Origin of the sequence: Ideonella margarita, assembly GCF_038066635.1 — a bacterium.
Classification (GTDB): domain Bacteria; phylum Pseudomonadota; class Gammaproteobacteria; order Burkholderiales; family Burkholderiaceae_C; genus Ideonella; species Ideonella margarita.
Genome location: NZ_JBBUTI010000001.1, coordinates 83,705 through 95,987 on the forward strand (window position 1 = coordinate 83,705; position 12,283 = coordinate 95,987).

14 protein-coding genes are annotated in these 12,283 nt (G+C 69.1%); 10 read left to right on the plus strand and 4 right to left on the minus strand.

What is annotated here, in order from left to right:
• Window position 1: 1 nt before the first annotated feature.
• The 9 genes from AACH00_RS00390 to AACH00_RS00430 all read left to right on the plus strand — a co-directional run bounded on the left by AACH00_RS00390 (window position 2) and on the right by AACH00_RS00430 (window position 8,215).
• Window positions 2-1,162 carry an alpha/beta hydrolase family protein gene (locus AACH00_RS00390; protein WP_341396957.1) on the plus strand — a complete coding sequence of 387 codons (1,161 nt, stop codon included), beginning with the start codon at window positions 2-4 and terminating at the stop codon, window positions 1,160-1,162.
• A 75-nt stretch (window positions 1,163-1,237) separates the two neighbouring features.
• Window positions 1,238-2,170 (plus strand): VOC family protein, encoded by a 933-nt coding sequence (locus tag AACH00_RS00395; protein ID WP_341396958.1) that lies wholly within the window; start codon window positions 1,238-1,240, stop codon window positions 2,168-2,170.
• Window positions 2,171-2,180: 10 nt separating this feature from the next.
• The gene (locus AACH00_RS00400; protein ID WP_341396959.1) at window positions 2,181-2,531 is read left to right on the plus strand and encodes a Rieske (2Fe-2S) protein; all 351 of its coding nucleotides are present in this window, start codon (window positions 2,181-2,183) and stop codon (window positions 2,529-2,531) included.
• Window positions 2,528-3,658 (plus strand): FAD-dependent oxidoreductase, encoded by a 1,131-nt coding sequence (locus AACH00_RS00405; RefSeq protein WP_341396960.1) that lies wholly within the window; start codon window positions 2,528-2,530, stop codon window positions 3,656-3,658. Before AACH00_RS00400 ends, AACH00_RS00405 begins: the two co-directional genes overlap by 4 nt.
• A 14-nt stretch (window positions 3,659-3,672) precedes the next feature.
• Window positions 3,673-4,827: an MFS transporter gene (locus tag AACH00_RS00410; protein ID WP_341396961.1), complete on the plus strand. Its 1,155-nt coding sequence runs from the start codon at window positions 3,673-3,675 to the stop codon at window positions 4,825-4,827.
• The gene (locus tag AACH00_RS00415) at window positions 4,824-5,645 is read left to right on the plus strand and encodes a cyclase family protein (RefSeq protein WP_341396962.1); all 822 of its coding nucleotides are present in this window, start codon (window positions 4,824-4,826) and stop codon (window positions 5,643-5,645) included. The genes AACH00_RS00410 and AACH00_RS00415 overlap by 4 nt, the downstream gene beginning before the upstream one ends.
• On the plus strand, window positions 5,642-6,256 hold the full coding sequence (locus AACH00_RS00420) for a cupin domain-containing protein (protein WP_341396963.1): 615 nt from the start codon (window positions 5,642-5,644) through the stop codon (window positions 6,254-6,256). Before AACH00_RS00415 ends, AACH00_RS00420 begins: the two co-directional genes overlap by 4 nt.
• The gene (locus AACH00_RS00425; protein ID WP_341396964.1) at window positions 6,253-7,236 is read left to right on the plus strand and encodes a fumarylacetoacetate hydrolase family protein; all 984 of its coding nucleotides are present in this window, start codon (window positions 6,253-6,255) and stop codon (window positions 7,234-7,236) included. Before AACH00_RS00420 ends, AACH00_RS00425 begins: the two co-directional genes overlap by 4 nt.
• 10 nt (window positions 7,237-7,246) lie before the next feature.
• Window positions 7,247-8,215 carry an NAD-dependent epimerase/dehydratase family protein gene (locus AACH00_RS00430; protein ID WP_341396965.1) on the plus strand — a complete coding sequence of 323 codons (969 nt, stop codon included), beginning with the start codon at window positions 7,247-7,249 and terminating at the stop codon, window positions 8,213-8,215.
• Window positions 8,216-8,245: 30 nt separating this feature from the next.
• On the opposite strand, the gene AACH00_RS00435 is transcribed toward AACH00_RS00430, so the two are convergent.
• From AACH00_RS00435 to AACH00_RS00445, 3 genes are read right to left on the minus strand one after another with little or no spacing between them, the layout of a single operon-like run.
• Window positions 8,246-9,175: an alpha/beta hydrolase family protein gene (locus AACH00_RS00435; RefSeq protein WP_341396966.1), complete on the minus strand. Its 930-nt coding sequence runs from the start codon at window positions 9,173-9,175 to the stop codon at window positions 8,246-8,248.
• Window positions 9,168-9,641 carry a MarR family winged helix-turn-helix transcriptional regulator gene (locus tag AACH00_RS00440; RefSeq protein WP_341396967.1) on the minus strand — a complete coding sequence of 158 codons (474 nt, stop codon included), beginning with the start codon at window positions 9,639-9,641 and terminating at the stop codon, window positions 9,168-9,170. Before AACH00_RS00440 ends, AACH00_RS00435 begins: the two co-directional genes overlap by 8 nt.
• Window positions 9,642-9,680: 39 nt before the next feature.
• Window positions 9,681-10,427: a siderophore-interacting protein gene (locus tag AACH00_RS00445; protein WP_341396968.1), complete on the minus strand. Its 747-nt coding sequence runs from the start codon at window positions 10,425-10,427 to the stop codon at window positions 9,681-9,683.
• A gap of 38 nt (window positions 10,428-10,465) precedes the next feature.
• Between AACH00_RS00445 and AACH00_RS00450 the strand changes: the two genes are divergently transcribed.
• The gene (locus AACH00_RS00450; RefSeq protein ID WP_341396969.1) at window positions 10,466-10,957 is read left to right on the plus strand and encodes a MarR family winged helix-turn-helix transcriptional regulator; all 492 of its coding nucleotides are present in this window, start codon (window positions 10,466-10,468) and stop codon (window positions 10,955-10,957) included.
• A 42-nt stretch (window positions 10,958-10,999) separates the two neighbouring features.
• Here AACH00_RS00450 and AACH00_RS00455 read toward each other — a convergent pair whose 3' ends face one another.
• Window positions 11,000-12,259: a GGDEF domain-containing protein gene (locus tag AACH00_RS00455; protein WP_341396970.1), complete on the minus strand. Its 1,260-nt coding sequence runs from the start codon at window positions 12,257-12,259 to the stop codon at window positions 11,000-11,002.
• Window positions 12,260-12,283 lie beyond the last annotated feature (24 nt).

The following is a 12,283-nucleotide window of genomic DNA, read 5'->3' on the forward strand; positions in this document are numbered from 1 at the left end:
CATGTTCAAGTACTTTCCCACCAACTACGTCTGGAATCTCTCGGTCGATCTGGCCATTGAAATGGGCGCGCGCATCGGCGAGATCGAAGCCATGTGCGCCCCGCTGCAGGAGGCCGCCAAGGCGCCTGACGCCGCCGGCACGAAAGCCTTCCGCGAGACCTGGGTACGCATGGCTGACCAGCTGTGCGAACTAGCCGATGAAGACCTGGCGCGTGGCCGCCAGCGCTCGGCCGGCGAGAAGCTGCGCCGCGCGTCCAGCTACCTGATCACGGCCGAGCGCCTGCAGGCCCATGACGCACCGGGCCGCCTGGCGATGTACCGGCGTGAGCTGGCGCTGTTCCAGGAGGGCTCGCGCCTGCTGGGTGATCCGGTGCAGCGCGTCGAGATTCCGTACGAAGGCCGGTACCTGTCGGCCCTGTACCTGCCCGCGCAAGGCCTGCGGCCGGGTGAGCGCGCGCCGGTGCTGGTGCAGCTCAACGGCCTGGATTCAACCAAGGAAATGAAGCACCTGGTGGGCCTGCCGGGCTGGCTGGCGCAGCGCGGCGTGTCGTCGCTGGTGGTGGACCAGCCGGGCACCGGCGAAGCCCTGCGCCTGCAAGGCCTGACTGCCCGCTTCGACACCGAACACTGGGCCAGCCGCGTGGTGGACTGGCTGGAAACGCGCGACGACGTTGATGCCAAGCGCATCGGCTGCGAAGGCGTGTCGCTGGGCGGCTATTACTGCCCGCGCGCCGTGGCCATGGAGCCGCGTTTTGCCGCCGGCGTGTGCTGGGGCGCGAACCACGACTGGCGCGACGTGCAGAAGCGCCGCCTGGAAAAGGAAGGCGATTTCCCCGTGCCGCATTACTGGGCCCACGTCTGCTGGGTATGGGGCGCCAAGGACGTCGACGACTTCATGCGCATCGCCGAAGACGTGCACCTGGACGGCGTGATCGAGAAGATCCGCGTGCCCTTCCTGGTCACCCACGGCGAGAAGGATTCGCAGATCCCGCTCAAGTGGGCGCACCGCACCTACGAGCAACTGGTGAACAGCCCGAAGCGCGAACTCAAGGTCTTCACCGACCGCGAAGGCGGCGCGCAGCACGCCAGCTTCGACAACTCGATCAACGCCGGTCAGTACATCGCCGACTGGGTGGCCGAGACGCTGGGCGGCCGGACGTAACCCCCGCTGCAGCGGCTGCTGGCTGTGACGGCGGCCCCTCCAACAACGATTCGAATTCTGAGGAAGAAACCCACCATGAACATCATTGGACTCGACGCCCTCGTCTTCGGCGTGGACGACCTGGCCGGTTGCCGGCAATACCTGATCGACTACGGCCTGAGCGATGCTGGCAATGGCCGCTTCGAAGCGCTGGACGGCACCGCGGTGCTCATCCGCGCCAAGGACGACCCCAGCCTGCCGGCTGATCTGGGCACCGCCAGCCTGCTGCGCGAAACCGTATACGGTGTGGCCGACTTGGCCACGCTCGACGCGATCGAGGCCGAGCTGCAACGCGACCGCACCGTCACCCGCGAAGGCGGTGTGCTGCGCAGCGTGGATGACCTCGGCTTTGCGCTGGCCTTCCAGGTCACGGTGCGTCGCCCGCTCTCGATGCCGGCTGAAACCGTGAACGCCCCCGGCGCCGTGTCGCAGCGCGGCGTCAACGCCCTGGGCCTGCCCCCTGAGATGCCAGCGCTGCCGCGTTCGCTCTCGCACGTCGTGTACTTCGTGCCGGACACAGCCAAGGCCGAGGCCTTCTATGCGCGCCTGGGCTTTGTCTGCACCGACCGGTTCACCGGCGTCGGCCCCTTCCTGCGTCCGGCCGGCACCACCGAACACCACTCGCTGTTCATGATCCAGACACCGCCGTTCATGAAGGGCTGCGAGCACTTCACCTTCCACATGGGCGGCCCCACCGAGGTGCTGCTGGCCGGCAGCCGTTTCGTTGAGAAGGGCTACCAGAGCTTCTGGGGCCCGGGCCGCCACCGCTTCGGCAGCAACTGGTTCTGGTACTTCAACTCGCCGCTGGGTTGCCATGTGGAATACGACGCCGACATGGACCTGCATGACGACAGCTGGACCGCGCGCGAGGTGCCGATGAGCGCCGACGCCTCACAGCTCTTCCTGTTCCAGAACCGCGAGAAGTGGGCGCCTTCGGGCCCGCCTCCCGGTGGCAAGCCAGCGCACTGAGGGCTGAGCGATGCGCCTGTGCCACGTGCATGACATTCCTGACGGCGGTGCCCGCGGTTTCGACACCGCAGGCGCCGGTCAGGACACGCTGTTCGTGGTGCGCCGTGGCGAGCAGCTGGCGGCCTACGTCAACAGCTGCCCGCACCACGACACGCCGCTGGCCTGGCGCCGCGATGCGTACCTCAATGCTGCGGGCGACCGCATCGTGTGCGCGGCCCACGGCGCGCTGTTCGAGATCGACACCGGCCGCTGCACGCTCGGCCCCTGCCTGGGCGATGCACTGACCCCGCTGTCGCTGCGCACAGACCCCGACGGCGAGGTGTTCCTCGCCCCTCAACAAGATTCGGAGACAACCCCATGAACCTCTCAACCCAACGCATCCTCATCATCGGTGGCGGCTTCTCCGGCATGTCCGCGGCCATCCAGCTGCGCAAGCTCGGCGCCAGTGTCGACCTCGTTGAAATCGACGCGGGCTGGCGCAGCTACGGCGCCGGCATCAGCCTGGGTGGCGCCACGCTGCGCGCCTTCCGCACGCTCGGCATCCTCGACGCCTTCATGGCCGAGGGCAGCGCCACCGACGGCGTGCACCTGCACCTGCCGCATGGCCCGAAGGTCGCCGAGATCCCGACCCCGCGCATCGCTGGCGCCGACGTGCCGGGCGGCGGCGCCATCATGCGGCCGGTGCTCGCCCGCATCCTGGCCGATGCCACGCGTGCCTCGGGTACGCACGTGCGCCTGGGCTGCACCTTCACCGCCATCGAGCAAGACGCGGACGGTGTGACCGTCACCTTCAACGACGGCGACAGCCAGCGCTATGACCTGGTGATCGGCGCCGACGGCCTGTACTCGAAGGTCCGCGAAACCGTGTTCCCGGACGCGCCGAAGCCGCGCTACAGCGGCCAGGCCGTGTGGCGCGCCGTGCTGCCGCGCCTGCCTGAGGTCGAGACCGCCACCATGTGGATCGGCCCGCAGGTGAAGCCGGGCGTGAACCCGGTGTCGGCCACTGAGATGTACCTGTTCGTCACCGAGCCCAAGCCGGTCAACGAGCACGTCGACCCCGCCACCTTCGCCGACCGCCTGCGCGATCTGCTGGCCGATTTCCCCGCACCGGTGCTGCGCCAGATCCGCGAACAGATCACCCCGGAATCACAGATCAACTACCGCCCGCTGGAAGGCTTGTTGATGCCGCGCCCGTGGGCCAACGGCCGCGTGGTGATGATCGGCGACACCGTGCATGCCACCACGCCGCACCTGGCCTCAGGCGCCTGCATTGGCGTTGAAGATGCGCTGGTGCTGGCCGAAGAGCTGGGCCGTGGTGATGACCTGCCCACCGCGCTCGCGGCGTTTGAAGCGCGTCGCTGGGAGCGCTGCCGGATGGTGGTGGAGAACTCCACCCGCCTCGGCGAGATCGAGATCAGCGGGGGCGACAAGGAAGAGCACGGTCGCATCATGCGCGACTCGCTGATGGCCCTGTCCCAGCCCATCTGACCGGAGCACACCGCATGATCAAGACCGATAGCCGGACCGGGCGCCTGGCCCTGGCCGTGGCGCATTGCGCCGGCATGGTGGATCTGGTGGCGCTGCCCGTGTGGGTGGGCACACTGATCGCCCACTACGCGTTCGACCCGCAGCAGGCGGGCGCGCTGGTGACCTTGTTCCTCGTGGGCGCGGTGCTGGCCAGTGCGGTGTTCGCGCCGCGCTTTCACCGGCTGCGCGGCCGGCCCGCGGCAGCGCTGGGCTTTGGTGTGGCCGCGGCGGCCTTCTTTGCGGCCTCCACCACCACGGCGTTCAACCAACTGGCGGTGCTGCATGCGGTGGCCGGTTTCAGCGCCGGCACGGGCTTGAGCTTCACGCACGGCACGATCGGCCGCAGCGCCAATCCGCACCGCCTGTTCGCCATCGTCGGCATGGCGCTCGGGGCGTTTGCGGTGTTGTTCCTCGGCGGCACGCCGCAGCTGGTGGCGGCCCTGGGCGGCCCGGTGCTGTTCATCGTGTTCGGCGGCGTGATGGCGCTGGCCGCGATCACGTCAACGCTGGCCTTCCCGGTGCCCGATGAAGAGTCGCAAGCCTCGCAGTCGTTTCGCGCGTCGGGGCAGCGCCTGCCGGGTGTCATCTGGTACGGCATCGCCGCGATCAGCTGCATGGCCGTGGCGCAGGCCATGGTGTTCAGCTTCGTCGAGCGCGTCGGCGTGGACCGCGGCTTTGGCACGGAGCGTGTCACGGCCGTGCTCATCGCCATCGGCCTGGTGAACTTGTTCCCGGCCGCCATCGCCGCGCTGCTGCAGCGCCGCGTGGATGCCCGCACCGTGGTGCTGGCAGGCCCGGCCGTGCAGGGCGTGCTGGCGCTGACCATCGCGGTCAGCAGCGGCTTCGAGGCCTACGCGCTGGCCACTGCCGTGTTCGTGGTGCCCATGCTGTTCACCCACACCTTTGCCTTCGGCCTGCTGGCCAAGCTCGACGTGACCGGCCGCGCTACCGCCGCCACCCCCGCCATGCTGATGATCGGCTCGGCCATCGGGCCGGTGCTGGGCGGCACGCTCGTCAAGGCCTTCGGCTACGGCGGGCTTGGCGCCGCAGCCCTGCTCATCGACATCGTTGCCATCGTTCTCTTTGCCCGCTTGATGCCGACCACCCGGTCGGCCGAGGCCACCCCATGAACTCGAACCTGCCCACCCGCCCGAAGCGCCGTTTCGTGGATCTGTCGATCTACCTCGAAAACGATGTGCTCTCTGACCCGCCGCCGCTGGCGCCGAAGATCACCTACCAGCAGCATGCCGACACGCTGCCGGAGTTCATGGCCATGCTGCCCGGCACCACGGCGGAGGACTACCCCGACGGTGAAGCCGCAGCCGCCGAGTGGGTGACGTTGACGACCCACAACGGCACCCACCTGGATGCGCCCTGGCATTTCCATTCCACGCAGGACGCCAAGAACGGCGGCAGCCGGCCCAGCATCACGATTGACGAGGTGCCGCTGGAGTGGTGCTTCCAGTCGGGTGTGAAGCTCGACTTCCGTCACTTCCCCGACGGCTATGTGGCCACCGCCGCCGACGTGGAGGCTGAGCTGGCGCGCATCGGCCATGAGCTGCAGCCGCTGGACATCGTGGTGGTGAACACCCGCGCCGGCAGCCGCTACGGCCACAAGGATTACCTGGGCGCCGGCTGCGGCATGGGCTATGAGGCCACCATGTACCTGCTCGAGCGCGGCGTGCGGTTGACCGGCACCGACGCCTGGAGCTGGGACGCGCCGTTTTCATACACCGCGAAGAAGGTGGCGGAGACCGGCAACAAGGCGCTGATCTGGGAAGGCCACAAGGCCGGCCGCGACATCGGCTACTGCCACCTCGAGAAGCTGCACAACCTCGAAGCCCTGCCAGCGCATGGCTTCACCATCAGCTGCTTCCCGCACAAGATCCGCGGCGCATCTGCCGGCTGGACCCGTGCAGTCGCCATCTTCGAAGGAGAGGCCGCATGAGCGCGCCAGTCAATCACTTTCCCGCCATCCACCGTGTGGTGACGGGCCACGATGCAGAAGGCCAGGCCATCGTGGCCAGCTCAGGCCCGTTGCCCAGCGTGGTCGAGATTGCCGCGATTCCCGGCACGGTGTTCCACGAGGTGTGGAGCACCACGGAAACGCCGGCCCCGCTGAACAACGGCGCCGACCCGACGCTGGGCCCGTTGACGTTGCCGCCGCCACCACGCGGCACGCGCGTGCGCTTCGTCGACATTCCACCCGACACCGACGAGTTCCTCGCCCACGGTGCGGCCCGCATGAAGCAGGCCTTCTCCCAGATCGGCGACGAGGCGGCCTCCACCGTGCAGGCGCACTCACCCCACCCGCTGATGCACCGCACCGAGTCGATCGACTTCGGCGTGGTCATCGCTGGCGAGTTGACGCTGGTGCTCGACACCGGTGACGTGCAATTGCTCGCCGGCAGCGTGGTGGTGCAACGTGGCACCAACCACGCCTGGGCCAACCGCTCGGGCCAGCCCTGCCGCATGTTGTTCGTGCTAGTGGACGGGCAGTTTGACCCGGCCATCACGGCCACCTTCGCCAACCCCACCGATGTCCCGGTCGCACCATGAAATTCGCATCCCTTCGCAACGGCAGCCTGGACGGTCGCCTGGTCTTGGTGTCAGCCGATCTGAGCCGCGCCGTGGCCGTGCCGCAGATTGCCCCCAGCCTCATCGACGCCCTGCCGCGCTGGGACGAGGTGCAGCCGCAGCTGCAGCAGGTGGCTGCCGCACTGGAAGCCGGCCAGGCCGCTGAGGCCTTCGACTTTGACCCGCAAGCCTGTGGTGCGCCGCTGCCGCGCAGCCCGCAGTGGCTCGACGGCTCGGCCTTCCTGAACCACGGGCACCTGATGGAGCAGGCCTTCAACACGCCGCCGATTCCGCAGTTCGACACCACGCCCGTGATGTACCAGGGCGCCAGCGACGACTTTCTCGGCCCGCACGCCGACGTGCCACTGCCCAGCGAAGCCGACGGCATCGACTTCGAGGGCGAGTTCGGGGTGGTGTGCGGCCCGGTGCCGATGGGCGTGTCAGCGGACGCGGCGCTCGGCTGCATCCGCCTGATCGTGCAAGTCAATGACTGGAGCCTGCGTGCCCTCGGCCCGCATGAGATGAAAACCGGCTTCGGCTTCCTGCAGGCCAAGCCGTCATCGTCGTTCGCGCCGGTGGCCGTGACGCCCGACGAGCTGGGCAGCGCCTGGCAGGGCGGCCGGGTGCAGATGCGCCTGCATGTGCAGTGGAACGGCGAGCGTTTTGGCGAGCCACATGGTGGCGAGATGAACTTCCACTTCGGCCAGCTGGTGGCGCATGCCGCGCGCACGCGGCGGCTGACGGCAGGCTGCATCGTCGGCTCGGGCACGGTGTCGAACGTGTCTCGCAGCGCGGGCTCGGCCTGCATCGCCGAGCGCCGCGTGATCGAGAAGATCGACCTCGGCGAGATCCGCACGCCGTTCATGCGCTTCGGTGACGAGGTGCGCATGCAGGCGCGTTTCGAGGACGGACGCGACGGCCCGTTTGGCGTCATCCGCCAGCGCGTGCTGGCCGCAGGCTGAGGTTGGCGCCATGAATGTGCTGATCACCGGCGCGGCCGGTTTTGTGGGCGGGGCGTTGGCGCGCCGGTTGCAGGCAGCGGCCAGCCTCGGCGGCCGCCCTCTTCAGCGCCTGATCCTGACCGACCTTGGTTTTGGCGACTCGCCAGCGCCGGGCGGCATCACCCAGCACCTGGCTGGCGACTTGACGGATGCCGCGTGGCTGGATGCTGCCTTGACGGCCGCACTGGGCACCGAGCCCATCGACGTGATCTTCCATCTGGCCAGCGTGCCGGGTGGCATGGCCGAGGCGGACCCGACACTGGCGCGGCGTGTGAATCTGGATGCGACGCAGTGGCTGCTGGCGCGTGGCCAGCAACAGGTCGAGGCCGGCGGGCGGGCGCCGGTGTTCGTATTCGCCAGCTCCATCGCGGTGTTTGGTGCGCTGCCCGCGGAAGTCAACGATGACACGGCGCTGCGCCCGTTGTTGACCTACGGCGCGCACAAGGTGGTGGGCGAGGTGCTGGTCGACGACTTCAGCCGCCGCGGCTGGGTAGATGGCCGCTCGCTGCGCCTGCCCGGTGTGCTCGCCCGTCCGCCGCAGCGCACGGGGCAACTGTCGGCCTTCCTGAGCGACATGATCCGCGAGGTGGCCGCGGGCCGCAGCGTGATCTGCCCGATGTCGCCGGAGGCCACGACCTGGGCCTCGTCCATCACCAACGTGGTGGACAACCTGCTGCATGCCGCCGTGGTGGACACCACGGGTTGGGGCCAGTCGTGCGCCATCACCTTGCCGGCGGTGCGGTACTCGATGAGCGAGTTGGTGGACGCCCTGGTGGCGCAGCACGGGCCGGCGGCGCGCGGCCTGGTCAGCCACGCACCGCAGCCGCACATCGAAGCGCTGTTCGGGCGCTTCCCACCGCTGAGCACGCCGCGGGCGCTCGCGGCCGGTTTTCAGAGCGATGCCAGTCTGGCGGCGCTGGTGACGTCGGCGCTGAATTGAGGAGCGCGCAAGGCGAGGCCAGGTGCCTCGTCAAGCGGCGGTTTGGCTGGCCTGCCCGCGCACCGCGGCCAGCACCATCGGCCACAGCCCGCGGTGTGATTGCCTGAACCAGTCGAGGTGCCCGATGTGGCGCAGCCCGTGGTCGGCCGGGTGGACGGTGTGCACGGTGTAGGGTGCGGCGGGCAGGGTGCGCAGCAGGTCCTTCACGGTGGCGCTGGTGGCGATGTCGTCGTCGGTGGCGTGGAACACGGTGATCGGCGTGGTCACGTCAGCGTGGAAGTCAGCTGCGCCGTGGTGGCGCACGGCGTTGGTGGCATAGCCCCCGGCGGCGCACCACTGGCCCCATTGGCGGCCCACGGCGGCGGGCAGGTTTTCGCCGAGGCCGAACCACGAAGTAGGCGCGTAGCCCTTGAACACGGTGGCCAGTGGCACCAGCACGCCCAGGCCCAGCTTGGCCTTGAGCGCAAACGCCGGGCGCATGCCGCCGAACCAGCCTGTGGACGCCGCCATGCCCACCAGCCGCGCCACCCGGTGGTGGTTGGGCAGCAGGCCGATCATCTGGGCGCCCGCGCTGTGGCCGACCAGCACGAGTTGGGTGGCGCCGCTGCGCTGCAGCACGACCTGGATGGCGGCGACCTGGTCTTGCTGGCCCCACTCCACCAGTTGCGCCGGGTGCCCGGCCAGCGGTCGATCGAGCGAGAGGCCGATGCCGCGGTAATCAAACACCATCACGTGGTGGCCCTGGCTGGCCAGCCAGTCTGCGAAGCGCCAGTAGAACTGCTGCCGCACGCCGGTGGCCGGGCTGATCAGTACCGGGTGCGGATGCACCTCGCCGCGCGCACCGAACCAGTGGGCTTGCAGGCGCTGGCCGTCGGCGCAGGTCACGGTCATGGGCTCGGGGGCTGGGGCCGTGACCGGAGCGGCTGGGGCAGGGGCTGCGGTTGGGGTGCGGTCAGTCATGGGTGTCTCCAAGGGCTTGCACGTGCGTCAGCCAACGCGCCACGGTCTGCAGCTCGTCCTCGCTGAAGCCGGCTGTCAGGCGGCGGTTGACGCGGGTGAGGGCCGTGCGCAGGCCGGGCAGTTGGGCGGCGCCTTCAGCGCTGAGCCACACGCGCTGGGTGCGGGCGTCGGCTTCGCAGGGGCGGCGTTCCAGCCAGCCCAGCAAGGCCATGCGCTGCACCAGGCCCGAGATGGCGGATGGCGCCAGGTCCAGCGCTTGCGCCAGCTGGCCCATCGGCACACCGTCGGTGCGGGCGAGGATGAACAGCACGCCGCTTTGCACGGGGGTAGGCAGGCGATCGCCTGACAAGGCGGCGCGTTCCTGCTCGGTCGCCATCCACTGGTGCAGGCGGCGCTGGGCGCTGTTGAGCAGGAATACAAGACGGGGAGGGCGGGTGGCCACGGGCAGGCTCCAGATACTTCGCATGCGAACAGTTCGCGTGCGAAGTATAGAGCCGGGCGGCTGTCAGTCCTCGATGCTGCCGTGGTGGTCGGCTGCGCCGGGCTTCCAGTAGGCGGCGGCACGGATCTGGTCTTTGCGCACGCCCTTCTCGTTCACCAGCACCGCGCGCAGGGCGGTCATGGCGGCGGCTTCGCCGGCGCACCAGGCATAACCTTCGCCGTCGGGCAGTGTCAGGGCGCGGGCTGCGGCCAGCAGGGCGCTGGTGCCGTCCACCCACGTCAGGCTCACCTGTGCCCGGCTGGGCAGGGCGCGGCGGTCTTCCGGGGCCACGTCGGCCAGCACGGTCACCCGGGCACCGGCGGGCAGCTCTTCCAGGCGCCGGGCGATGGCGGGCAGGGCCGACAGATCACCCACCAGCAGGTGCCAGTCGTAGTCGAGCGGGATGATGAAGGAGCCGCGCGGCCCGCCCACCATCAGCGGCTGACCCGGCTGGGCCTGCGCGGCCCAGGCCGCTGCGGGGCCGTCGCCATGCAGGGTGAATTCGATGTCGAGCTCGCCGGTGGTGGTGTCGAAACGGCGCGGCGTGTAATCGCGGCGCACGGGCTCGGCGCCTTCGGGCGTGGGCCAGATCACCTTGACGTGGTCGTCGAAAGAGGCGCTGATGAAGTCGGCCATGTCGGCGCCATGCAGGGTGATGCTGCGCACATGGGGGCTGAGGTCGGTCACGCGCAGCACGGTCAGGTCGCGGCGCTTGAGTTCGTGGCGCACGCGTTCGACGCGGCGGGCTGGGGCATGGGTGTCTTCACGCATGGTGTGGCTTTGAATATTGATTGACAATGTCATCAATCATGCGCAAAGCAATTGACAATGTCAACCATGTGGGCAAGCCGGCTGCATCAGGCCTGAAGGACGGTGCCGACGCCGTGCTCGACCTGGTGCACACGCTGATGCACCAGGTGCGCGCGCAGCAATACCAGCCGCTGCAGGCCGGTGACGCGCCGCTGACGCACATGGAAGCCAAGGTGCTGGGCTTCTTTGGCCGGCGGCCCATGGCCACGCAAAGTGACCTGGCCGTGCACAGCGGGCGCGACAAGGCGCAGCTGGCCCGGCTGATCAAGGGCCTGCGTGAGCGCGACCTGCTGGGCGCTGCCCCCGACCCTGCCGACAAGCGCAATGTGCTGCTGTTCGTCAGCCCGCAGGGCCAGGCCTTGCTGGCGCGCTTGAACGACATCAGCCGCTCGGTGAGCGCACGTGCTTCAGCCGGTTTGACCCAGGCGGAGCTGGCCACGCTGCAGGCGCTGCTGCAGCGCATGCGGCAGAACCTCGACGAGCCGGGTTGATGCCGGCGGTGGGTGCGGCGGCGCACCCGCCGCACCCACCGCTCACACCGGCAGGAAGGTCTGCCCGTCCAGTCGCACGCACCGGTTGCGGCCTTGCCGCTTGGCCTCATACAGCGCCCGGTCGGCGGCGTCCATCAGGGCATCGGGCGCCAGCAGCATGGGTGGGCCGGTCACCACAAAGCCCACGCTGATGGTGACCAGCGGCTGCCCCGCCAAGCCGTTGTGCGTGATGCCGGCGGTCACCACCGCGGCCCTCAGCCGCTGCGCCAGCCGGGTGGCTGACGACACCGTGGCGGGCTGCAGCAACACGGCAAACTCTTCGCCGCCAATGCGCGCGAGGTGGTCGTTGTCACGCACCGCAATGCGCATGGCGCAGGCCACGCGGCGCAGGCAGTCGTCACCGGCGGCGTGGCCGTGCAGATCGTTGAACTGCTTGAAGTGGTCGATGTCGATCAGCAATGCCGCCATGCCCAGGCCGTTGTTGGCGGCATGCGCCCAGCGGCGCGGCAGTTCCTGATCGAAGGCGCGGCGGTTGGCCAGGTCAGTCAGTGCATCGGTGTCGGCCAGGGCGGCATAGCGGCTGGCCGCTTGCAGGGCCATGTCGCTGCGCGTGATCTCTCGAAGCACATGCAGGTAGTTCCTGCGTTCTGCGCGTTCCAGGCGGTAGCAGGCCAGCGCGGTGAACAGCGCCGTCGCCACCATCAGACCCATGGCGTAGGTCTTGGCGTGGTGGGGCTGGGTGTCGGGCCCAAACAGGTAGAAGGCGGCGACCAGCAGCCCGATCATCGAGCTGCCCAAGGCACAGGCAAAGCGCAGCTGGAACACGACGTTGCCAGCTAGGAAGATCAGGCTGAACAGGAAGATGTCGTAGATCCCATCGGGTGACGTGGTCTGCTGGAACAGCTTGCAGCCCGCCACCAACGCGAGGATCAGCAGGCTGCCGATCGCGCCTTCTCGCCAGACGCGTGGCAGGCCGCGTCGCACCAGGGCCAGCACCAGCAGGGCATAGGGCGTGGCCACCCCCAGGCGCCACCAGCAGGCCAGCAGCAGCACCTCCGGTCGGCTGATCCAGTCGTTCAGCAGCAGGCTGTCAAAAATGCCCAGCGCCAGCAAACCCGCGGCTTGCAGATCACGGCTGCGCTGCGCTGCAGTGTTGGCCTCGAAGCGCGCCTCCAGGCTGGGCGGGAAGCGCAGGTGCCAGCGCTCCTGCTTGCCCATCGCCAGCAAGGCTGCCATGGCCGCACCACCGTCTGACGGGCCGAGCTCTGGAGCGGTGGTGAAGCGGTGGTGGAGGGGGGGCATGCGGTGGACGTGTGCGGCTTGTCC